Origin of the sequence: Sphingopyxis sp., assembly GCF_036675685.1 — a bacterium.
Taxonomy (GTDB): domain Bacteria; phylum Pseudomonadota; class Alphaproteobacteria; order Sphingomonadales; family Sphingomonadaceae; genus Sphingopyxis.
Map to the genome: position 1 here is coordinate 18,061 of NZ_JAKFEM010000055.1, position 21,838 is coordinate 39,898.

Genomic DNA, 21,838 nt, shown 5'->3' on the forward strand with positions numbered 1-21,838 from the left:
GTCAGTGACCGCGCACCGCGACATGCACATTGACCAGCCGTTCGGCCGGAATGCCATTGATGATGACGCTGGGGTTGAGCGTGCCCGCCCCGAGCAGGTCACCGATGATGCCACCGATCTTCGTGCGCGGGACCTTGAAATGGACGGTCGCCAGATCCTCGAACGGCGGGATGCCATTGTCCAATATGTCGATGATCTGGATGTCGCCGCTGGCTTCGATCTTGGCAACATGGTCGGCAAAGGCTTTCATTCGGCCCTTGTCGAAACGCGCAGACGAAAATTTGGTCGCTAGGTCGTGGGTCGCTTTCATCGGGAAGATCCCTTCTGGTTACGCAGCCCGAACAATGGCGACCCGTGGCTGCGCCGACTCGCGTAAACGAAAGCGCGGCACCCAACAAGTTTGACGCTACGGAATACTATGATCGGACCGCATATTCTGGCTGGTCAGCGCAATGCCCGTTCATATCTGACCCACTGCGGCACAAATGGCATGCCAAGAGGGGGCAACGGCCACAGCGGCCGGCGGCGAGGTTCGGACCGCGGGGCTGCCGCGCCACGAACCGCATCACCGGCATCAAATCCGCTTGCCCCCGACTTTTCCATCCTTACATATCGGCGCACGATAATTTCCGAAAACGATGAGGATCGCCTTGCCATGTCCCGTAAAGCCTTGCTCGCGCCGTTGGCGCTCGTTGCCCTGACGATGGCCCCGGCAGCAGTACAGGCCGCCGAGGCAGCGGCGGCATCGGCGCCTGCCCCCGCGCTCGCCTATCCCGACACGGCGCGCGGCGACACGGTCGACCCGCAGTTCGGCGTCGATGTCGCCGATCCCTATCGCTGGCTCGAAGACGATGTGCGCGTCAATCCGAAGGTCGCCGACTGGGTCGCGGCGCAGAACAAGGTCACCGACGCCTATCTCGATACGCTTCCCGGGCGCGACACCTTCAAGAAGCGGATGACCGAGCTCTACAACTACGAACGCTTCGGCCTGCCGCGCAAGGCGGGGACGCGCTATTTCTATACCCGCAACGACGGGCTGCAGCCGCAGCCGGTGCTCTATGTCCGCGACGGGCTGAAGGGCGAGGGCCGGGTTTTGATCGATCCCAACGCCTGGGCCAAGGACGGCGCGACCGCGCTCGCCGAATGGAACCCGTCGGAGGATGGCAAACATCTTCTCTATGCGGTGCAGGACGGCGGCACCGACTGGCGCATCGTCCGCGTCAAGGATGTCGCGACCGGCGAGGACCTGTCCGACGAGGTGCGCTGGGTCAAATTTTCGGCGCTCGACTGGGCAAAGGACGGCAGCGGCTTTTATTATTCGCGTTTCCCCGAACCCGCCAAGGGCGCGGCGTTCCAGTCGCTCAACGAAAATCACAGCGTTTATTTCCACAAGCTCGGCACGCCGCAGGGCGCCGATGTGCTGATCCATGCGACCCCCGACAAGCCCAAGCTGAACAACGCCGCGATCGTCACCGACGACGGCCAATATCTGCTCGTCGTGTCGTCCGAGGGAACCGACGAGCGCTATGGTTTGACGCTGCATCCGGTGGGCAAGCCCGGCGCAAAGCCGATCGTGCTGGTCGACGATTATGCGAACAACTGGGAATATGTGACCAACGAGGGCACGCGCTTCACCTTCGTCACCAACAAGGGCGCGCCGCGCGGGCGCGTGGTGTCGATGGATGTGCGCAAGCCCACCGAGCTGACCCAGCTGGTCGGCGAAAATGCCGCGACGCTGGTCGGCGCTTCGCGCGTCGGCAATCGCATCATCCTCTCCTACCTCGGCGATGCAAAGTCCGAGGCGCGGATGGTCGCGCTCGACGGCAAACCCGTTGCCAACATCCGCCTTGCCGACATCGGTTCGGCCAAGGGCTTTGGCGGCAAGTCGAGCGACCCCGAAACCTTCTATGAATTTTCGAGCTATGCGCGGCCGACGACGATCTACCGCCTCGACACCCAGACCGGAAAGAGCGAGATTTTCGCCGAGCCCAAGCTGACCTTCAAACCCGCCGACTTTTCGGTCGAACAGCGCTTCTACAAATCGAAGGACGGCACCGAAGTGCCGATGTTCCTGGTGATGAAAAAGGGCCTCGACCGCAGCAAGGGGTCGCCGACATTGCTCTATGGCTATGGCGGCTTCAACGTCTCGATGACCCCCGCCTTTTCGCCGACGCGGCTCGCCTGGGTCGACAAGGGCGGTGTTCTAGCCATCGCCAACCTGCGCGGCGGCGGCGAATATGGGAAGGCGTGGCACGACGCCGGCCGGCTCGACAAGAAACAGAATGTCTTCGACGATTTCATCGCCGCGGGCGAGTTTCTGATCGGGCAAGGGATCGCCGGCAAGGGCCAGGTCGCGATCGAGGGCGGGTCGAACGGCGGGCTGCTCGTCGGCGCGGTAACCAACCAGCGCCCCGACCTGTTCGCCGCCGCGCTGCCCGCGGTCGGCGTGATGGACATGCTGCGCTTCGACCGCTTCACCGCCGGGCGCTACTGGACCGACGATTATGGCTATCCGTCGAAGGAAGGTGATTTTAAGAACCTGCTCGCTTACTCGCCCTACCATAATATCAAGGACGGAACGGCCTATCCGGCGGTGTTGGTGACGACCGCCGACACCGACGACCGCGTCGTGCCGGGGCACAGCTTCAAATATACCGCCCAGCTGCAGCATGCCGAGGTCGGCGGCAAACCGCATCTGATCCGCATCGAAACGCGCGCCGGCCACGGATCGGGCAAGCCGACCGACAAGATCATCGCCGAGGCGGCCGACAAATACGCCTTTGCGGCGAAATGGACGGGGCTCGACGTCGAATAAGTCGGGAGGTATTTCGGATTTGATCTAACCCGTTTGTCCTGAGGGGGGCTGAGCGAAGTCGAAGACCCGTCTCGAAGGACTTGGCGCGGCGCTTGGTCCTTCGAGACGCCATTTCGACAAGCTCAATGGCTCCTCAGGACGAACGGAATTTAGTTCATTCGACCAGACGACCGTTCGTCCCCCATCGAACCGAAAGAACATCATGTCCTACGCCCTCGCCTTCGCCGCCACCGAGCCAGCCGCCTTGTGGGCCGAGGTGGGCGACGCCGCCGCCGCGCTCGTCGCGGGCGAGCCCGACGGCATCGCCAATATGGCGAATGTCGCGGCGCTGATCTGGCAGGCGATCCCCGACCTCAACTGGGCGGGCTTCTATCGTTTCGACGGGCAGGAACTGGTGCTCGGACCGTTCCAGGGCAAGGCGGCGTGCATCCGCATCGCGCTCGACAAGGGCGTGTGCGGCGCCGCTGCACGCCTCCGCGCCAGCCAGCGCGTCGAGGATGTCCACGCCTTTCCCGGCCATATCGCGTGCGACGCCGACAGCCGCAGCGAACTCGTCGTGCCGGTGATCGCGAACGACCGGCTGATCGGGGTGCTCGACCTCGACAGCCCCATCCCTGCGCGCTTCACCGCCGCGGACCAGTCGGGTGCCGAAGCGCTCGTCGCGCGCATCGCGGGCGCGCTCGCAGCATAACGCGTCGCCCCCGCGAAGGCGGGGGCCGCTGTCGGCTTGCGCAGCGACGCTGGCTTGAACCCTCCAGCGGCCCCCGCCTTCGCGGGGGCGACGATCACTAGATGCGCCCCAAATCGGGACAGATTCGACAGGGTTAACGGATTCGCGAAAAGATGCTAATTTTGCTAACAAGCTGTTAACCAATCGGTTCAGGCCGGGGGAACAGGGAGCTTGTCATGCGTACGATCGTGTTGTTGGGGGTGGCCGCAGGGTCGTTGTTGCTGGCGGGGCGCGTCGGTGCCGAAGCGCCGATGACTGACGCACGCGCAGCCGCCAGCCTGCCCGCCAGCGCGGCCTTCGGCCACGATCCGCGCCCGTCGCTCGACTATGGCAATCCCGACGATCCCGACGCGCGCGTCTATACCGGCTATCCCGACCGCGTGCCGAGCGAAGCCGAATATCGCCGCGTCGAAGGTTATGATGCCGAAGGCCGCTGGACCGGCACCTGGAACGGCACCTATGAAACGCGCGACGGCCGCCGCTATGACGGCAGCTATGAAGGCACGGTCGAGGGCCGTGGCGCCGGCTATCCGCCGCCGCCCGCCTATGATCCCGCTTATGGCGGCGGGTACGACCCGCGTTACGACGCAGAGATGGAACGCCGCTGTGGCCGGGGGGGCACAGTGGGCGGCGCGGTTGTCGGCGGACTCGTGGGGGGTATCGCCGGCAACCGCATAGCCGGACGCGGCAACCGCACCGCCGGCACGCTGATCGGCGGCGGGCTTGGCGCGCTGGCCGGATCGGCGATCGGCAATGCTTCGGACCGGAAAAAGTGCGAGGAATGGGCGTCGAGCCGCAGCTATTATCAGGGCGGTTATTACCAGGGCGGCTATCCGGGCGGCTATTCGACCACCTGGCAGCATGGCGGCTATGGTTACGGCTATGGCACTTATACGCCCGGTGTCGTGGTCACGACGATCATCACGAGCGGCGCGCCGATCGTGACCGAAACGGTCGAGACGAGCACACGCACCTATTATGAAAATGTGCCGGTGCGGAAACGCTATGTCGCGAAGAAAAAGTGGAAGCCGAGACCCAAGCCGCGCTGCGCCTGCTGATACCCGGATAGGTCTGGTCACCTGTATCTGGTCCCAAGGCTCGTCATCCCGGTGGATGGCGGGCCTTTTCCATATCCGGACTCGCTTCACCGCGCCGCGGCAACGGTTCAGCGGCGCGAAAGCATCGCGCGCGTAGGACAAGGACATTGCGGGCTGGACCATCCTGAGCCCGCCGAAGGGGAGTTTTCCTCGATGCGTAAATTGACCAGCCTCACCACCGCGGCGGCGATCGTCCTGACCTCGGTCGGGCTCAGCGCCGCCCCCGCCGAAGCGCGCGGACGTCATCATGGCGGCTGGGGTTATCGCCATCACGACCGGATCAGCACCGGCGACGTGCTCGGCGGCCTGCTGATCATCGGCACCATCGCCGCGATCGCGAGCTCCGTGGGCAAGGACAAGCGCGAGCGGGCGCCCGACTATCGTTACGATCCGCCCTATCCCGACGAGCGGCGCGACACCCCCCGCAGCGAACCGCAAGCCGAGCCACGCCCGGAAACCCGCGACGTACGGCCCTATGGCAATGGCGAAGCCGAGGCGCGCGCCGCCGATGCGTGCAGCTGGGCGGTCGAGGGCGAGATGGGCGACGACGCCCGCGTCGACAGCATCACCGATACGCAGCCGAACAATGGCGGCTGGTACGTCACCGGCACCGCCTCTACGGCGGAAGGCGCCGCGCGCAGCTTTGGCTGCAGTTACAGCAATGGCCGCGTCGTCGACGTCAGCTTCGGCTGAAACTTCCTCCCCCTTGACGGGGGAGGCCGCAAGGCTTGCCAGCTTGCTGGCTAGTCGCAGCGGTGGGGGTGCGACCTCGGCCTGAAACGGCAGTGCCCGGACGCACCATCACCCTCATCCAACTCCGCCTAGCCGCTTCGCGGCAAGGCTGCGTATCCTTCTCCCATCGAGGGAGAAGGAAAAAAGCTGAACGCCAGCAAAACCAAGTCTGAACCCCAGATAAGCGGGGGGTTCAGGGCCGCGTCACCGCCGAATCGGTAAAAGGTTTCCAACAGGCCGCGAAGATGCCGCCTGCGCATTTGAGGAGACCGAACCATGGCTATCAAGACCAACCTGACCAAGGCCGCGATTGGTGCGGCCACCGCTGGCGCGATGTTGATCGGCGCCACCCCCGCAATGGCGCGCGATCGCTATGATCGCGACGGGATCAGCGCGGGCGAAATCATCGCCGGCGCGGTCGTGATCGGCGGCCTTGCCGCGATCCTGTCGGCATCGGACAATGATCGTTATGACCGTTACGACCGCCGCTACGACGACCGCTATCGCGGCGGCTATGACGATCCGCGTTATGGCTATGGCTATGACTATAACCGCTATGGCAACAGCCGCAGCGCGGTCAGCCAGTGCGTCAATGCCGTCGAACGCGGCAGCCGCCGCTATGGGCGCACCGACGTCACCGAAGTGACGAGCATCGACCGCAAGCGCGACGGCTACAGGGTCAAGGGCCGCGTCGTCGTTCGCGACGGCTACGGCGACCGCTGGGGCCGCGGCGGCTATTACGACAAGGGCAAGTTCAGCTGCGACATCCGTTATGGCCGCGTCCAGGACATCCGATATTCGGGCCTCGGCTGATCCGCCGACCGCCTGAAATCCAAAACTTCCGGCCCGCCCGTGTCCCCGGCACGCGGCGGGCCGCTTGTGTCGAGCGGACGCCACCAGCGCAATTATTACCGGGCATGCTATACGAAAATTTACCTTCCGCCGTTACGGCTGAACAGGGACCATAATCATCGGCCGACGTGGGGATCGGACGAAAGAGATGAGTCGCGCATGTCGAATCCCGAGGTCTCCCCCGCCTCTTCCGCCTCTTCGGACAAGCGCCAGCCGCGTCAATCGCGACTGGTGAAGGCGGCGCTCGCCTGCTCGCGACTCGGGCAATTCGACGTGACCATCCGCAACGTCTCCGAAACCGGCCTTGGTGGCCAGGCGCCCGATGCCCTCCATATCGGCGAGCGGGTCACCGTATTTCTTCCGGGTCACGACCCGATGCTGGGCACCGTCCGCTGGGTCGCCGATAAAAGGTTCGGCATCGAAACCGACAAGCCGGTCGAAACGACACGGCTGCGCGCGGCACTCGGCGGCAACGCGCCCACCGCCAACGATAGCGCCGGTTTTGAAATCATTCCGCCGCCGACAGCGCCCGCGCGCCGGCCAGGACTCGTCCTCGGCGCCGCCAAGCCCGCGCATTTCGGGCGGAGTGTGTGGACGAGCAAGCCGCAATAGCGTGTCGGCTAGCGGGTAGGGAGTGGCCGTTGCTTGCTCGTCATCCCGGACTTGATCCGGGACCCGCCTTTTTCTTCAAGACAGGCAGGCCCCGGGTCAAGCCCGGGGTGACGTCGGTTGAGATGGCAACGTCCGCAAACTCGGCCGAAATCTGCCGTTTGCGACGCAAAAGAAAACCGGCGCGGATCGCTCCGCGCCGGCTTCCCTCGGTTAAATCCTGGCGTACGGCGCGTCAGGCGACGCGGCGCACCTCATTGCCTTCGTCGTCGATATCACGAAGCACATAACCGCGGCCCCAGACCGTCTCGATATAATTTTCGCCGTTGCAGGCGAGCGCGAGTTTCTTGCGCAGCTTGCAGATGAAGACGTCGATGATCTTCAGTTCGGGCTCGTCCATCCCGCCATAAAGGTGGTTCAGGAACATTTCCTTGGTCAGCGTCGTGCCCTTGCGAAGCGAGAGCAGCTCGAGCATCTGATATTCCTTGCCGGTCAGGTGCACGCGCGTCGTATCGACCTCGACCGTCTTGGTGTCGAGGTTGACCGCCAGCTTGCCGGTCTTGATGACGCTCTGGCTGTGGCCCTTCGACCGGCGGACGACCGCATGGATGCGGGCGACCAGCTCGTCGCGGTGGAACGGCTTGGTAACATAATCGTCGGCGCCGAAGCCGAACGAACGCACCTTCGAATCCATTTCCGAAATGCCCGACAGGATCAGCACCGGCGTCTGCACCTTGGCGGTGCGGAGCTTCTTCAGCACGTCATAGCCGTGCATGTCGGGCAGGTTCAGGTCGAGCAGGATGATGTCGTAATCATAGAGCTTACCCAGGTCCAAGCCTTCCTCACCGAGATCGGTGGTATAGACGTTGAAGCCCTCGGTCGTGAGCATCGTATCGATCGCTTTCGCGGTCGTCGGCTCGTCCTCGATCAGCAATACGCGCATTGGGCACCCCTCGAATGTTCCCACGATAATCCCGCGAACCGATCGCGTGACCATCAAGGATGTCACCGACCAACCCCCGTTGCAGGACTGCCGGAACATTAACCACGAAACTAATGAAGGGAAAAGGTTAATTTTGATTTAACCCGCAGAAGTCCGCGAGTCGCGGCCATTTTGCAACACTGGCTTATCCGGTTTTCACTGCGCGCGATGCGCACCGGTGCAGGAAATCTTGAGCGTGTCGACGAGATGGTCCGAAAGCGCGCGCACGCGCGCCGGGCGCAGCCGCGACGGCGGCGACAACAGATGCAGGTGCGACTGCGGCAGCGACCAGTCGGTCAGGATCGGCACCACCGTGCCCGCCGCGAGTTCGTCGGCGGCGATGAAGTCGGGCAGCACCGCGATCCCGACGCCCGCGACGATCAGCGGCACCGCGATGTCGCCATTGTTCGCGAACAACGGCCCCGTCGGCAGCACCGTCGTTTCTTCGCCCTTGCGATGGAAATGCAGCGGCATCGCGCGCTGGCGGTGGCCGTAACCGATCAGCCGGTGGCCCGATAGTTCGAGCGGATGTTTCGGCGTGCCATGCTTCTCCAGATAGGCGGGGCTGGCGATCACCGACGCCGCGACCGGCGCGATCGTGCGCGCGAGCAGGCTGGAATCGGCGAGCGGCGAAATGCGCAGCGTCAGGTCGATGCCCTCGGCGACCGGATCGTTGCGCGCATCGCTCAGCAGAACTTCGATCTCGACCGCCGGATGCCGTTCGAGGAAGACGGCGAGCGGCGGGCCGAGCACCTTGATCCCGAAGCTCATCGGCGCCGCGAGGCGGATCGGGCCCGCGAGGTCGACGCGGTCGCCGCGCGCCGCCTCGGTCGCCGCGGTCGCCGCCGCGACCATCGCACGCGCTTCGCCCAGCAGGCCCGCCCCGGCGGTCGACACCGTCACGACGCGCGAACTGCGGTGGAGCAATGTGATGCCGAGCGACGCCTCGAGCCGCGTCACCGCCTTCGACACGCTCGCCTTCGACAGGCCGAGCGCGGTCGCCGCTGCGGTAAAGCTGCCGCCATCGGCGACAGCGACGAAACAGGCCCAGCCTTCATAGTCCGGAAGTGCCACGCAACAGCTCCTGAATGGAAACGATGGTTTTCCATCTACGCTATTTCAGAAACGATCCAAATGCCTATTTTGATCTCAACAAACGAGCGCCGCCGGGCACTGATGTTCCAGGGCAGCGATGAAAGAAAGGACAAGGCCAATGATCGACATTCGTAAATTCGACACGCTGGGCCACGCCAACCATGGCTGGCTCGATGCCCGCCACCATTTTTCCTTCGCCAACTATTATGACGAAGGCCGGATGGGCTGGGGCGCGATCCGCGTCTGGAACGACGATGCCATCGCGGCGCAGTCGGGCTTCCCCCCGCATCCGCATCGCGACATGGAAATCATCACCTATGTCCGCACCGGCGCGATCACCCACCGCGACAGCATGGGCAACGCCGGCCGCACCGCGGCGGGCGACGTCCAGGTGATGAGCGCCGGGACCGGCGTGACGCACAGCGAGTTCAACCTCGAGGACGAAGAAACGACGCTGTTCCAGATCTGGATCATGCCCGACCGCGACGGCGGCAATCCGGGATGGGGCGCGCGCCAGTTTCCGCAGGCCGACCGGTCGGGCCAGTTCGTGACGCTGGCGAGCGGGATCGAGGGCGATGAAGCCTTGCCGATCCGCGCTAACGCCCGCGTCGCCGCGGCGACGGTGAATGCTGGCGAGAGTGTCTCCTATGACCTCGAAGCCGGGCGCCACGCCTATCTGGTCGCCGCCAAGGGCCGCATCCGCGTCAACGGCGAGAACGCCGATCCGCGCGACGGCATCGCGCTCCGCGATGTCGGCACGATCAAGGTCGAAGCCCTCGACGACGCCGAACTGGTGCTCGTGGACAGCCTCTAACAAGCCCCCGGGTCGCCGACGTCCCCCTCCCTGACGGCGGCCCACCCGGTGCCGCGAGTTCCCCGGCTCGCGGCACCCCCCTTCCTCCGATACCAACCAAGGAGTAGTTCGATGACCAATATTCTTCGTATCGATGCCAGCGCCCGCAACGACGGGTCGACGACGCGCCAACTGTCGGGCCAGCTTGTGAGCCACCTGATCGAACAGGGTTACGGTGCCAAGGTGGTCCACCGCGACCTCGCGCGCACCCCGCCCGCGCTGCTGACCGAAGGCTGGGTGGGTGCCAATTTCACCGACGATGCCGACCGCAGCGACGAACAGAAGGCGCTGCTCGCCGGCTCGGACGAACTGATCGGCGAACTCGAAGCCGCCGACACGATCGTTATCGGTGTGCCCGTGTACAACTTCGCGATCCCCGCATCGCTGAAAGCCTGGGTCGACCTGATCGCCCGCGCCCGCCGCACCTTCCGCTACACCGAAGCCGGCCCCGAAGGGCTGCTCACGGGCAAGAAGGCCTATCTGGTTGTCGCATCGGGCGGCGTCCCCGTCGGCAGCGACTATGATTTCGCCACCGGCTATCTGCGCCACGTCCTCGGCTTCGTCGGCATCACCGATGTCACGATCATCGCCGCCGACCAGCAGATGATGGACGGCGAAGCCCTCAATCGCGCCACCTCGGCGATCAGCGAACTGAAGCAGGCAGCCTGAACCGATGCGCCGTCTCCCGAGCCTTTTCGTTTCGCATGGCTCGCCGATGATGGCGCTCGAGCCCAGCCCGGCGCGGACCTTCCTCGCCGGGCTGGGTAGTCTTTTACCGCGTCCGCGCGCGATCCTTGTCGTCTCGGCGCATCATGACGCGGCGTATCAGGGCGGCATCGCGACGGTGACCGCCTCGCCCGCGCCGCCGACGATCCACGACTTCGGCGGCTTTCCCGACGCGCTGTTCGCGATGCGCTATCCCGCGCCGGGCGATCCGGCGCTGGCGGCGCGCATCGTCGAGCTTCTCGCGGACCACGGCCTGACCGTCACCGCCGATCCCGACCGCGGGCTCGATCACGGCGCATGGGTGCCGCTCTCGCTGATCTACCCAGACGCCGACGTTCCCGTCGTCCAGCTCTCGATCGCCTCTAACGCCTCGCCCGAATGGCATTTTGCGCTCGGCGAGGCGCTCGCGCCGCTCCGCGACGAGGACGTGCTCGTGATCGGATCGGGGAGCCTCACCCACAATCTGCGCGCGCTTTTCTCCGCCCGCCTGCCGATCGATGCGCCCGCGCCGGCGTGGGTCAGCGATTTCACCGACTGGGTCGCCGATCGTATGGCGGCGGGCGCCATCGACGATGCCCTCCACGCGGTCGAACGCGCGCCGCACGGCCGCGACAATCACCCGACCCCCGACCATATATTGCCGTTGTTTGTGGCAATGGGTGCGGGCGGGGCGCCATTCAAGGCCAAGCGGCTGCACGCCAGCACCACCTATGGCCTGCTCGCCATGGACGTTTACGCTTTCGACTGAACGCCGGCCCGCCTATAGCGCGCCATGCTCCTTTCAGACCGTGTCCTGTTCCTCGACGGCGAGGCCCTCGTCATCGACAAGCCCGCTGGCCTGCCGGTCGACGCCCCGCGCGACGGCAGCATCAGCCTTGAAAATCACCTCGACCTGTTGAAGTTCGGCTTCAAACGCTGGCCGCTGGCGGTGCACCGGCTCGACCGCGACACTTCGGGCTGCCTGCTCCTCGCGCGCAATCCCAAGGCGCACGGCCGCTTCACCCGCGCGTTCGAAAGCCGCGAGGTCGACAAACAATATCTCGCAATCGTCGACGGAGTGATCGAAGGCGACAGCGGCACGATCGACCTGCCGCTTTCCAAAGTGTCGACCGCCGAAGACGGCTGGCGCATGGTCGGCGACCCGAAAGGCAAGCCCTCGGTATCGCATTGGGAAAAGCTGGCGGTCGTCGAAGGCCGCAGCCTGCTGCGCTTCCGCCCCGAAACCGGCCGCACGCATCAGCTGCGCGTCCACGCGCTCGAGGGGCTCGGTTTCGCGCTCGTCGGCGATCCGGTTTACGGCCGCGGCGGCACCAAAACGCGCACCTTGCTCCACGCCGAAAGGCTGGTGGTAAAACGTGACGTCAAGCCGTCGATAATTGCCGAGGCGCCCTTCCCCGACAGCTTCGCCGCGCTGGGCTTCGCGGCGCCGGAGGGAGCGTCGCCGACCCGTGGCTGAGATCCCCGAAAGCGCGATCAGCGAAAAATTCCTCGCAGGCACGGGACCGGGCGGCCAGAATGTCAACAAGGTCGCGACCGCGTGCCAATTGCGCGTCAATGTCTATGCCCTCGGCCTCGATCCCGAGGCCTATAAGCGGTTGAAAACCCTCGCGGGCAGCCGGATGACGACCGAGGGCGAACTGATCATCCTCGCGCGCCGCTATCGCACGCAGGAAGCGAACCGCGCCGATGCGCGCGAGCGGCTGTCCGAGCTGGTCGATGCCGCGCTGGTCCGCCCCGAACGCCGCATCAAGACCAAGCCGAGCAAGGCGGCGAAGGCGCGCCGCGTCGACAGCAAGAAGGCGCGCAGCACGGTAAAATCGATGCGCGGACGCGTAAAAGGTACAGAGTAAACGGCATTTTTACGATCTGACGCTAGGATATTCCGCGACAAGCAAGCGGAGCCGCAAATGAGCGAAATATTGAAATCTGTCCTGATGGGCCTCGGCTGCCTCTGCATCCTCGGCTTTGTCGGCTGCAGCATGATGGGTGCCGGCGTAATCGTCGCGGCCGATCGCGCTGCCGATGAAATCCGCGCGGAAAAGAGCCGGGACAGCGGCGAAAAATCGCCTTGGGACAAATGACGGCCCAACCTGGCGGCCGCAATTGACAGCCGCTGTGCGCACCGCAAACTGGTGCAATGACCAACCTCTATCGTCTCGACGCACCCGCCAGCGCGATCGCTGAGGCTTTCGGCGCCGAGGCCGGGGATGATCCGTGGACCGGCGACTATGTCGCCCCAGGCCGCCCCGCGCCGGTCATCGTCAGCGACGGCCGCGGCGGATCGCGCCGCTTCCTTCGCCCGAAACTATGGGGTGTCCCGCCGCCGCCGCAGGGTGACCGGCCGGTCACCACCGTCCGCAACCTCCAGAGCCCCTTCTGGATCGGCACGCTGCGCCACGCCGAACTGCGCTGCCTGATCCCCGCGACGGCCTTTGCCCTATGGTCGGGACCGGCGGGGGCAAAGCGCCAGCACTGGTTCTCTGTGCCCTCGCGGCCGATCTTTGCCTTTGCCGGAATCCAGCGCCAGGGCGAGGATTGGCCTTGCTTCGCCGTCCTCACGACCGATCCGAACCGGCTGGTCGAACATTATCAGCCGGCCGCGATGCCGGTGATCCTGCATCCCGACCATTATGCGACCTGGCTGGGCGGCGAATGGCGCGACGCCGTGGCGCTCGCAGTCCCCTATCCCAGCCAGCTGATGACGGTCGGCGACGCGCCGCCGGTATAGGCGAATTTCACCATATCGCTTCACTTTGGGGTAACCAACGGCGCCCTAAAAGCAGGCGAATCAAGGACTATACGCTGGGACCAAAGCAGTGTTGGGGAATCGCACCATCGAAGCCAATAGGGCGCCGACCACCGCGCGCCGCGCCGAACGCGCACCCGTAAGCTCGCGCGCGCGGTTTCGCGAGCCCGGTTTCAACCCCTTCGATGTCGAACTGTTCGATCTGTCCTCGACCGGCTTTCGCATGGTTACGTTTTCCCGGCCGAATATCGGCAAGCATGTCTGGGTGAGCCTGCCCGGACTGCAGCCGCTCGAAGCGATCGTGCGGCGCGCCGACGGCAATGATTTCGGCTGCGAATTCCTGTACCCGCTCCACCCCTCGGTGGCGAAGCATCTGCAGGTGAAGCTGCGCTAGGCTGCAATTACCCCTCCTCTTCAGAGGAGGGACTTAAAAGCCTCAGCCCTCGGGCTTTTCCGACTTTTTCAGGATATGCGTCCACTCTGCAGGCTGGACGCGCCCGACCGACAGCCGCGACTGGCGAATAAGGTCCATGTCGGCAAGCTTCGGATCGGCCTTGATCGCCGCGAGTGTCACCGGATTGGCGAGCGGGCGGACGGGGGCGACGCGCACCACGACCCATGGCGAGCCCTTTTCGGCGGTCGGGTCGGGAAAGGCGGTCTCGGTGATCTTCATGATCCCGACGCATTCCTTGCCGATATTGCTGTGATAGAAAAAGGCTTCGTCGCCGACCTTCATCGCCATCATGTTGAGCTTCGCGGTGTGGTTGCGCACGCCGTCCCAGATGCCGGTGCCGTCGTGCACGAGCTGGTCCCACGCATAGGCGTCGGGTTCGGATTTCATCAGCCAATATGATTTTGCCATGCGCTCTCTTAGCAAGCATCGCCGGTTTGAAAAGAGCGAGCCTCTTTCCCTGCACCACCGACGGCCCTACATGCGAAAGCAGAGTCGCGGAGGCTTAAGCCCCGCCCAGGATGGATGACAATATGACCGCCGCCGTTCCGACCATTTCGATGTCGCTTCCCGCCGACCAGTTCGCCAAGGACTTCGGCGCCTCGTTCGAACGCTTCGGCTTTGCGATGATCACCGACCATGGCATCGACCCCACGCTGATCGACGAAGCGTGGGACAAGGCGAAAGCGTTTTTCGCGCTGCCAGAAGAAAACAAGCGCGCCTATCATATCGCCGGCGGCGGCGGCGCGCGCGGCTACACCCCGTTCGGGACCGAAATCGCCAAAGGCGCGAAAGAAGTCGACCTCAAGGAATTCTGGCACGTCGGCCGCGACCTGCCCGCGGGCCACCGCCTCGCCGCGCAGCAGCCGAACAATGTCTGGCCCGCCGAGATCGATGGCTTTCGCACCGCTTACGACAAGCTGTTCGCCGAGTTCGACCGCGTCGGCGGCCGGCTCCTCTCGGGCATCGCACGCTACCTCGGCCTCGCCCCCGATTTCTTCGACGACACGGTGGCCGACGGCAACAGCGTGATGCGCCTGCTCCATTATCCCCCTGTCGAAGCGCCCGCCAAGGGCATCCGCGCCGAGGCGCATGAGGATATCAACACGATCACGCTGCTGCTCGGCGCCGAAGAGGCGGGTCTTGAAATCCTCGACAAGGACGGCAGCTGGCTTCCCGTCTCGCCGCCGCCCGGCGCGATGGCGGTCAATGTCGGCGACATGCTGCAGCGCCTCACCAACAACAAGCTGCCCTCGACCACCCACCGCGTCCGCAACCCCGACGCGGGCCGCGCGAGCGTCGCACGCTATTCGATGCCCTTCTTCCTCCACTTCCGTTCGGACTATCCGATCGAGACGCTCGCAAGCTGCATCGATGCGTCGCATCCGAACCTCTATCCCGACCCGATCACCGCGGACGAGTATCTGCAGGAGCGGCTGCGCGAGATCGGGCTCAAGAAGTAAATGCGCAGGGCCGCTGGCTTGTTCGCGCTCCTGGCGAGCCTCGGTTCGCTTCAGCCCGCTACGGCGGCGGAAAAGCCGCCCAGCCTGCCATGGAGCGCGCCTGCCACGACTGAGGTTGTGACCGAGGATCGCCGGTTCACGAGCGGCGATGTCGAGCTTTCTGGAACGCTCTATATGCCCGCTAGCCGCAAGCCGGTCGCGGCGATCGTCGTGACGCACAGCGCGTCGTCGCCGCTGCGCGCGGCGTCGCTCTATGATCATCTGAAGGTGATCCTGCCCGCGCTCGGCATCGCGGTCTTTACCTATGACCGGCGCGGATCGGGCCAGTCGGGTTCGAAAGACGCCGGGGGCAATTTTGCGGTCCTCGCCGACGACGCGATCGCTGCCGTGAAGCATCTGAAAACCGATCCGCGCATCGATCCGCGGCGTATCGGAACCTGGGGGCTGAGCCAGGGCGGCTGGATTTCGCCGCTCGCCGCGTCGCGAAGCCCCGATATCGCCTTCGTCATCGCCGTGTCGGCGCCGGTGGTCACCGCTGACGTCCAGATGATCTTTTCCTCGACGAACCATCTGAAAGCCAATGGCTATTCGCAGGCCGACATCGACCAGATGGTCGCGGCGCGAAAGGCCGTCGACAATTATATGCGCGGCACGGTCAGCCGCACCGATGCGCAGGCGAAGCTCGACAGCATCAAGACCAAGCCGTGGTTCAAATATCTCTACATGGGCGAAACCTTCCGCGACCGCGAAGTCTCCGGCTGGCGCAAGGAGATCGAGAATGACCCGCTCAAGAACCTCGAGGCGGTCACGGTGCCGACGCTCGTCCTCTACGGCGCCGACGACGCGGTCGTACCGGTCGCCGATTCGGCACAGCGATTGAAGGGCGCCGCGGCGCGTATGCCGAAGATGCAGGTCCATGTGATCGCGGGCGCGGATCATGCGATGGAAATGTCGGCCGACCTCAAAACTTCGCTCGATCCCAAGCATGACGGCACCGAGCGGCCCGATTCGCCCGAATATTTCGCGCTGTTGTCGAGTTGGCTTGCCGCGCAGGGATTGGTTGGAAACTGACCGCTGGCGATCTGACGGGCTACATCCGCGCAGGACGACGGCGCGAGTTCGGATTCAAGAATTGGGCTGCAATATGCTATGCTGAACGTCTTCTTGCAGGAGGCGGTCATGTCCTATGAGGGCGGATGTTTCTGTGGCGCGGTGAAGCTGACGGTTTTGGGTGAACCCGAAGGGATGGGCTATTGCCACTGCGGCTCATGCCGATCGTGGTCAGGCGGCCCGGTGAACGGTTTCACCCTGTGGAAGCCGGAGAATGTCACGATTACCGACGGCGCCGACCACATCGCAACCTTCAACAAAACGCCGGGCAGCAGCCGCAAATATTGCAACCAGTGCGGCGGCCATTTGATGACCGATCATCCGGGACTCGGCGTCGTCGATGTCTTCTCGGCCACCCTGCCCACGCTCGCTTTCACGCCGGGGTTGCACATCAACTACGCCGAGACGGTACTGCCGATGAAGGACGGACTGCCCAAATTCCGAGATTTCCCCGGCGCGTTCGGCGGCTCGGATGAGCAGGTTACCGAATAGAGCAAGGTCTGGCGTGGCTTGCTTCGTTACCGTACCGGTCGGATACGACCTAACGGTTCTTCCAAAAATCGAACGCCAGCTGCTGCTGCTCGCGGATAAACCGCGCCGCCGCCGCGCCCTCCCACGGCCCGTCATAGCCCAGCAACAGCGCCGTGCCGTCGACCCACCAGCCCTGTCCCGGCAGCCGGTCGCTCTCGCGCACCACCAGCACCGCGAGGTCGGGCTCGCCGTCCAGCGCGCACAGCCGGTCGACCTCGCCCAGCGTCTTGCACACCGCGCGCATCTTGGGCCGCGTGAATCGGAAACCCAAGTCGCCGAGCAGTTCGGAATAGCTGACGCTGCGCCCCTCGCGCGCCGCCGCGGTCAGGATCGCGCGGATGCGCGGCGCGTCGCCGAGCGCGCCGACGTCGGCGGCACTCGCCTCGTCGCCTAGGCCCCCGTCTAGAGCGCCTTTGGCGGCCATGGGACGAATCCGGAGGTGCGCTGGGCATAGTCGGCATATTGGGGCCGCGTCTTGTGCAGCCCCTTTTCGAGCAGCGCCTTGCCCGACCATTGGGTGAGGGTGAAGGTCAGGAAGACCGGCCCGACGATACTCGCGAGCGCGGGCGCCCAGCCCAGATCGGCGACGACGAGCCAGATGCCCCACCAGGTCAGCGCGTCGCCGAAATAATTGGGATGGCGCGTGTAGCGCCAGAGGCCGGTGTCGAGCACCTTGCCCTTGTTCGCGGGGTCTTTTCGGAACCGGTCGAGCTGCGCGTCGCCGATGGTTTCAAATGCGATGCCTGCCAGCGCCGCCGCCGCGCCGATCCAGCCCATGATCCCCAGCGGAGCCGGACTGGCCGCGCTTGCCTGGATGCCGATCTGCGCGGGCAGGCAGGTGATGAAGAGCAGTGGCGCCTGCGTCAGGAAGACCATCAACAGCGCGGTCTTGGCCCAGCTCCACTTCCGCTTCTCCATCGTCTTGGCGAGGATTTTCGCATAGCGCGGATCTTCGCCATGCCGCGCCCAGCGCAGCCCCAGATGGATCCCGAGCCGCAACCCCCACAGCGTCGTCAGACCAAGCAGCCATTTCGCGTGCGGCGCCTCCATGCCCGCCTGCCACGCCGCAGCCCAGGCGAGCAGCACCATGCCGAACGCCCAGAAGGCGTCGATGAACGACACGTCGCGGATCAGCGTCGCGGTGCCCCACAACAGCAGGATCACCGCGACCAGCCCCGCGAAATTGATCGCAAGCAACCAAAGGGCATCACTCATACGCGCGTTTCCGGTTCGTCATCGCCGCCGACTATATCATCGATCGAGCGAACCGCACGCTCGGGGAATTTGGGAACGCAGTTTTTATAAACCTCGAGCACCTTCGCCATATCGGCGCGGAAATCGCCCGTGGGCCAGATCAGCGGGCCAAGTCCGCCGGTCTTGGTGCCATAATCCATCATCCCGACGACCAGCGGCACCTTCGCCGCGAGCGCGATCTGGTAGAATCCGGTGCGCCATTTTTTCGCCTTGCCGCGCGTCCCCTCGGGCGCGACGGTGAGCATGAATTCGGTGCGGCGCGCGAACTCGCCCACCATCTGCTGCACGACATTGGTCCCGCCCCTTCGGTCGACGGGGATGCCGCCCATCTGTTTCATGAAGCCCGCGAGCGGCCAGCGGAACAGCGACAGTTTGCCCATGAAATGGGGCCGGACCCGAAGGTCGGCGGTCAGGCCGAGGAAATTGACGAAATCCCAGTTGCTGGTGTGCGGCGCGGCGATGATGATGAAGCGCCGCGGTTCGGGAACGACCCCGACCGCTTTCCAGCCGCGCATCCGGTATAACAGGAGGAGCAGGCGGCGCACCGCGCGCGCCACCAGCCCCGGCGGGTCATCCTCTATCGACGTCACGCTAGCTCCTCTCCCTCATCCCGGATTGCGCGAAAGCCCTTCGCGACGCAAGGGGCCGTGCATCGCGGCTTGCCGCCGCCCCGTCTTTCTGCTCCCTTCACCGCCCGAAACGGGGAGACGATTTGATGAAGACACTGTCCGCACTGCTGACGTCCGCCTTGCTGTTCGCGGCGCCCGCGATCGCTGCCGAAACGCAGCCGCGCCCCGACCAGCTGGCGTTCCGCGACCTCTACCGCGAGCTCGTCGAAACCAACACGACGCTGTCGTCGGGCAGCTGCACCCTTGCCGCCGAACGCATGGCGATGCGGCTGAAAGCCGCGGGTTTCGCCGACAGCCAGCTCACCCTGTTCGCGACCCCCGAGAAGCCCAAGGAAGGCGGCCTCGTCGCGATCTATCCGGGCACGTCGAAGACCGCGAAGCCGATCCTGCTCGTCGCGCATATCGACGTCGTCGAGGCGAAGCGCGCGGATTGGGAGCGCGATCCGTTCAAGATGGTCGAGGAAGACGGCTATTTCTATGGCCGCGGCACCGCCGACGACAAGGCGCAGGCGGCGGTGTGGGTCGACACGCTGATCCGCTTCAAACAGGAAGGCTATAAGCCGAAACGCACGGTGAAGGTCGCGCTGACCTGCGGCGAAGAAACCAATGGCGCCTTCAACGGGGTCGAATGGCTCGCCGCGAACAAGCGCGACCTGATCGACGCCGAATTCGCATTGAACGAAGGCGGCGGCGGCGACAGCGACGGGAAAGGCAAGGTGCTCGGCCAGTCGGTGCAGGTCGGCGAAAAGACTTTTGCCAACTTCCGGCTGGAGACGAGGAATCCCGGCGGACACAGTTCGGCGCCGGTGCCCGCCAACGCGATCTACCAGCTCGCGCGGGCGCTCACCAGGATCGGCGACCATGATTTCCCGGTCGAGATGACCGACACGACGCGGCGCTTCTTTGCCGAAGCGGGCGCGGCGCGCGGCGACGCGACGGGCAAGGCGATGGTCGCGCTTGCAAAGAACCTGGCCGACAAGGACGCCGAAGCGATCGTGGGCAAGGACCCCTTCCTCCACAGCAATCTTCGCACGACCTGCGTCGCGACGCTGCTCGACGGCGGACATGCGCCGAACGCACTGCCGCAACGCGCCGGGGCGAACATCAACTGCCGCATCTTTCCCGGGCACAGCATCGAATCGATCCGCGACGAGCTCGGCAAGGTGATCGGCGATCCGGGCGTCACGATCACCCAGCTGCCGCCGAAACGCCCCGCCCCGCCCGCACCGCCGCTCGACCCGAAGATCATCGGGCCGATGCAAAAGCTCGTCGACAAATATTGGCCGGGGCTGAAGGTCATCCCGTCGATGGCGAACGGCTATACCGATGCGACCTTCCTCGGCGCGGTCGGCATCCCGACCTATGGCATTCCCGGCATGTGGGGCGACCCCGACGGCAATGGCGCGCACGGCCTGAACGAAAGGATGGAAGTGCGCTCGGTCTATGTCGGGCGCGACTATATGTTCGATCTGGTGAAGGCGTATGCGGATAAACCCTAGCGGGGCTTTGTCGCCGGCTTGCTTTTTAGGTCGTCGCCCCCGCGAAGGCGGGGGCCGCTGGCGGCTTAAACCTCCGGCGCTGCATCAGGCCGACTGCGGCCCCCGCCTTCGCGGGGGCGACGATGTTATTCGGCGTGCGAGGCTAAGTCGAAACTAACCCACGAACGCGCGCTCGATCACGAAGTCGCCGGGCGCGGCGTTCGATCCTTCCTTGAAGCCCAGCGCCTCGAAACGGGCCTCGAGGTCGCGGATCATCGCCATGCTGCCGCACATCATGATGCGGTCGATCGCGGGATCGAAATGCGCGGGGCCCGTGAGCGGATGGCCGAACAGGCGGCCGCCGTCGATCAGCGCGTCGATGCGTCCTTCGGTCCGGAAGGGCTGGCGCGTCACCGTCGGCAGGTAATGAAACTGCAGTAGCGCCTGGTCCTGCACCAGCGGGTCGCCCGCGAGCTGGCTTTCGAGCTCGTCGCGGAAGGCGAGGTCGCTGACCTGCCGCACACAATGGACGAGCTGGATCTGGCTGAAGCGTTCGTAAATGTCGGGATCGCGCGCGAGGCTGAGGAAGGGCGCAAGGCCCGTGCCGGTCGAGAGCAGGAACAGCCGCTGGCCGGGCAGCAGCGCATCGGCGACGAGCGTGCCCGTCGGCTTGCGCCCGAGATAGACCGGATCGCCCGGCTGGATTTTCTGCAGCCGCGAGGTCAGCGGACCGTCGGGAACCTTGATCGACAGGAATTCGAGTTCGTCGGCATAGGCGGGGCTGGCGATCGAGTAAGCGCGCAGCAGCGGGCGGCCTTCGCCCGGCAGGCCGATCATCACGAATTCGCCCGAGCGGAAGCGGAAGCTCGGCGGCCGCGTGATCGTGAAGCTGAACAGATGCTCGTTCCAGTGGCGCACCGAGCGCACCTCCTCGACGGTCAGCGAGGCGGAGGGGGCCAGCTTGGCGGCTTCGGCAATACGGTCACTCATCACTATCAACTTTCCTGGTGTTTCACGGTGCCGGCCGCGAGGGCCGACATATCGAATCCCGCCGCGACCAATTGGCCGACCGCAGCGCGCATCGCGTTAGCGATCGGGCCGACGCTTTCTTCCTCGGCCAGCAAGGCCAGCGTCGCGCGTGCGGTTGTGCTGGCGCCTTCCAGCGAAAAATCGCGCCAAAGTCCAAGCAGAATTGCTTCATGCTCTGAAACCTGCCGACAGGGCATCGGCGCGAGCCACAGCGTTTGGGTGGCGTCGCTGCCGAGCAGCGCCATCGCGACGTGGAAGTCGGGCAGCGCGCCTGCGGCATCGACCGCGGCGAAGCCCCGGCGCAGTCGTCGCGGCGGACATTGGCCGCGCTCGGCGGCGGCAACCCACCCGCGCATCGCCCAGAGCAGAAAGCGCCCGCTGTTGCAGAGGTTTTCCACCGGGCGGTCGACAAAGGCGTACATCGCTTCCCTTTCCAGCGCGCGAGGTTGCGGCGCCGGTGGGCTTATATGTTATTGCGAGTCATTTGCAATTTAGAATTTCTATGAGGTATGATTCGGCGTCGTTGAGGCGATGGCGGCTAACGACCGTTAGCGGCCATCATTCTCCCCTCCCGCTTGCGGGAGGGGTCGGGGGTGGGCAGCGACGTGGCGACCATGCCCACCCCGCTGCGGCTAGCCAGCAAGCTGACAAGCCTC

At 65.0% G+C, this 21,838-nt stretch carries 27 protein-coding genes; 18 read left to right on the forward strand and 9 right to left on the reverse strand.

Translation table 11 applies throughout. From position 1 onward, the window contains the following. Window position 1: 1 nt before the first annotated feature. Window positions 2–310 (reverse strand): hypothetical protein, encoded by a 309-nt coding sequence (locus tag V6M50_RS18440; protein ID WP_332820043.1) that lies wholly within the window; start codon window positions 308–310, stop codon window positions 2–4. Window positions 311–655: 345 nt separating this feature from the next. Between V6M50_RS18440 and V6M50_RS18445 the strand changes: the two genes are divergently transcribed. From V6M50_RS18445 to V6M50_RS18470, 6 genes are all read left to right on the forward strand, one after another. Then, entirely contained in the window at window positions 656–2,815 is a 2,160-nt protein-coding gene (locus V6M50_RS18445; RefSeq protein ID WP_332820044.1) for a prolyl oligopeptidase family serine peptidase, read from the forward strand. Between the two features lie 202 nt (window positions 2,816–3,017). Further along, window positions 3,018–3,506 (forward strand): GAF domain-containing protein, encoded by a 489-nt coding sequence (locus V6M50_RS18450; RefSeq protein ID WP_332820045.1) that lies wholly within the window; start codon window positions 3,018–3,020, stop codon window positions 3,504–3,506. Window positions 3,507–3,721: 215 nt separating this feature from the next. Beyond that, window positions 3,722–4,603 carry a glycine zipper 2TM domain-containing protein gene (locus V6M50_RS18455; RefSeq protein WP_332820046.1) on the forward strand — a complete coding sequence of 294 codons (882 nt, stop codon included), beginning with the start codon at window positions 3,722–3,724 and terminating at the stop codon, window positions 4,601–4,603. A 192-nt stretch (window positions 4,604–4,795) separates the two neighbouring features. Further along, on the forward strand, window positions 4,796–5,335 hold the full coding sequence (locus V6M50_RS18460; protein ID WP_332820047.1) for a hypothetical protein: 540 nt from the start codon (window positions 4,796–4,798) through the stop codon (window positions 5,333–5,335). 315 nt (window positions 5,336–5,650) lie between these two features. Then, window positions 5,651–6,187 (forward strand): hypothetical protein, encoded by a 537-nt coding sequence (locus V6M50_RS18465; protein WP_332820048.1) that lies wholly within the window; start codon window positions 5,651–5,653, stop codon window positions 6,185–6,187. A gap of 198 nt (window positions 6,188–6,385) precedes the next feature. Then, entirely contained in the window at window positions 6,386–6,838 is a 453-nt protein-coding gene (locus V6M50_RS18470) for a PilZ domain-containing protein (protein ID WP_332820049.1), read from the forward strand. A gap of 232 nt (window positions 6,839–7,070) precedes the next feature. Here V6M50_RS18470 and ctrA read toward each other — a convergent pair whose 3' ends face one another. Then, a complete protein-coding gene (gene ctrA, locus V6M50_RS18475; RefSeq protein WP_167919339.1) occupies window positions 7,071–7,778 on the reverse strand; it encodes a response regulator transcription factor CtrA in 708 nt (235 codons plus the stop codon). Between the two features lie 195 nt (window positions 7,779–7,973). Beyond that, window positions 7,974–8,891 carry a LysR family transcriptional regulator gene (locus tag V6M50_RS18480; protein WP_332820050.1) on the reverse strand — a complete coding sequence of 306 codons (918 nt, stop codon included), beginning with the start codon at window positions 8,889–8,891 and terminating at the stop codon, window positions 7,974–7,976. A gap of 139 nt (window positions 8,892–9,030) precedes the next feature. Between V6M50_RS18480 and V6M50_RS18485 the strand changes: the two genes are divergently transcribed. From V6M50_RS18485 to V6M50_RS18520, 8 genes are all read left to right on the forward strand, one after another. Then, window positions 9,031–9,726, forward strand: coding sequence for a pirin family protein (locus tag V6M50_RS18485; protein WP_332820051.1), 696 nt, complete (start codon window positions 9,031–9,033; stop codon window positions 9,724–9,726). Window positions 9,727–9,837: 111 nt separating this feature from the next. Further along, window positions 9,838–10,434, forward strand: coding sequence for an FMN-dependent NADH-azoreductase (locus V6M50_RS18490; protein WP_332820052.1), 597 nt, complete (start codon window positions 9,838–9,840; stop codon window positions 10,432–10,434). 4 nt (window positions 10,435–10,438) lie between these two features. Further along, window positions 10,439–11,239: a DODA-type extradiol aromatic ring-opening family dioxygenase gene (locus tag V6M50_RS18495; RefSeq protein ID WP_332820053.1), complete on the forward strand. Its 801-nt coding sequence runs from the start codon at window positions 10,439–10,441 to the stop codon at window positions 11,237–11,239. A gap of 24 nt (window positions 11,240–11,263) precedes the next feature. Next, window positions 11,264–11,947, forward strand: coding sequence for an RluA family pseudouridine synthase (locus V6M50_RS18500; RefSeq protein WP_332820054.1), 684 nt, complete (start codon window positions 11,264–11,266; stop codon window positions 11,945–11,947). Then, the gene (arfB, locus tag V6M50_RS18505) at window positions 11,940–12,341 is read left to right on the forward strand and encodes an alternative ribosome rescue aminoacyl-tRNA hydrolase ArfB (protein WP_332820055.1); all 402 of its coding nucleotides are present in this window, start codon (window positions 11,940–11,942) and stop codon (window positions 12,339–12,341) included. The genes V6M50_RS18500 and arfB overlap by 8 nt, the downstream gene beginning before the upstream one ends. Before the next feature lie 57 nt (window positions 12,342–12,398). After that, window positions 12,399–12,572 (forward strand): hypothetical protein, encoded by a 174-nt coding sequence (locus V6M50_RS18510; protein WP_332820056.1) that lies wholly within the window; start codon window positions 12,399–12,401, stop codon window positions 12,570–12,572. A 56-nt stretch (window positions 12,573–12,628) separates the two neighbouring features. After that, window positions 12,629–13,219, forward strand: a complete 591-nt coding sequence (locus V6M50_RS18515; RefSeq protein ID WP_332820057.1) for an SOS response-associated peptidase — start codon at window positions 12,629–12,631, stop codon at window positions 13,217–13,219. An 88-nt stretch (window positions 13,220–13,307) separates the two neighbouring features. Next, on the forward strand, window positions 13,308–13,631 hold the full coding sequence (locus V6M50_RS18520; RefSeq protein ID WP_332820058.1) for a PilZ domain-containing protein: 324 nt from the start codon (window positions 13,308–13,310) through the stop codon (window positions 13,629–13,631). Window positions 13,632–13,673: 42 nt separating this feature from the next. Here the strand turns inward: V6M50_RS18520 and V6M50_RS18525 are convergent, their stop codons facing one another. Next, entirely contained in the window at window positions 13,674–14,099 is a 426-nt protein-coding gene (locus V6M50_RS18525) for an EVE domain-containing protein (protein WP_332820059.1), read from the reverse strand. Between the two features lie 122 nt (window positions 14,100–14,221). Between V6M50_RS18525 and V6M50_RS18530 the strand changes: the two genes are divergently transcribed. The 3 genes from V6M50_RS18530 to V6M50_RS18540 all read left to right on the forward strand — a co-directional run bounded on the left by V6M50_RS18530 (window position 14,222) and on the right by V6M50_RS18540 (window position 16,753). Beyond that, on the forward strand, window positions 14,222–15,151 hold the full coding sequence (locus V6M50_RS18530) for an isopenicillin N synthase family dioxygenase (protein ID WP_332820060.1): 930 nt from the start codon (window positions 14,222–14,224) through the stop codon (window positions 15,149–15,151). 18 nt (window positions 15,152–15,169) lie between these two features. After that, complete coding sequence (locus V6M50_RS18535) at window positions 15,170–16,222, forward strand: alpha/beta hydrolase family protein (RefSeq protein WP_332820061.1); 1,053 nt, start codon at window positions 15,170–15,172, stop codon at window positions 16,220–16,222. Window positions 16,223–16,330: 108 nt separating this feature from the next. Further along, entirely contained in the window at window positions 16,331–16,753 is a 423-nt protein-coding gene (locus tag V6M50_RS18540; RefSeq protein WP_332820062.1) for a GFA family protein, read from the forward strand. Window positions 16,754–16,802: 49 nt separating this feature from the next. Here V6M50_RS18540 and V6M50_RS18545 read toward each other — a convergent pair whose 3' ends face one another. The 3 genes from V6M50_RS18545 to V6M50_RS18555 are packed head-to-tail and all read right to left on the reverse strand — an operon-like array spanning window position 16,803 to window position 18,636. Further along, entirely contained in the window at window positions 16,803–17,216 is a 414-nt protein-coding gene (locus tag V6M50_RS18545; RefSeq protein ID WP_332820063.1) for a ribose-phosphate pyrophosphokinase, read from the reverse strand. Further along, window positions 17,195–18,007, reverse strand: a complete 813-nt coding sequence (locus tag V6M50_RS18550; RefSeq protein WP_332820064.1) for a DUF1295 domain-containing protein — start codon at window positions 18,005–18,007, stop codon at window positions 17,195–17,197. The genes V6M50_RS18545 and V6M50_RS18550 overlap by 22 nt, the downstream gene beginning before the upstream one ends. Continuing rightward, window positions 18,004–18,636, reverse strand: coding sequence for a lysophospholipid acyltransferase family protein (locus V6M50_RS18555; RefSeq protein ID WP_332820065.1), 633 nt, complete (start codon window positions 18,634–18,636; stop codon window positions 18,004–18,006). The genes V6M50_RS18550 and V6M50_RS18555 overlap by 4 nt, the downstream gene beginning before the upstream one ends. 125 nt (window positions 18,637–18,761) lie before the next feature. On the opposite strand from V6M50_RS18555, the gene V6M50_RS18560 reads away from it, so the two are divergent. Next, on the forward strand, window positions 18,762–20,174 hold the full coding sequence (locus V6M50_RS18560; RefSeq protein ID WP_332820066.1) for a M20/M25/M40 family metallo-hydrolase: 1,413 nt from the start codon (window positions 18,762–18,764) through the stop codon (window positions 20,172–20,174). A 153-nt stretch (window positions 20,175–20,327) separates the two neighbouring features. Here the strand turns inward: V6M50_RS18560 and V6M50_RS18565 are convergent, their stop codons facing one another. Together V6M50_RS18565 and V6M50_RS18570 are read right to left on the reverse strand one after the other, a co-directional pair. Then, complete coding sequence (locus V6M50_RS18565) at window positions 20,328–21,143, reverse strand: ferredoxin--NADP reductase (RefSeq protein ID WP_332820067.1); 816 nt, start codon at window positions 21,141–21,143, stop codon at window positions 20,328–20,330. 5 nt (window positions 21,144–21,148) lie between these two features. Then, a complete protein-coding gene (locus V6M50_RS18570) occupies window positions 21,149–21,604 on the reverse strand; it encodes a hypothetical protein (protein ID WP_332820068.1) in 456 nt (151 codons plus the stop codon). Window positions 21,605–21,838: the final 234 nt, after the last annotated feature.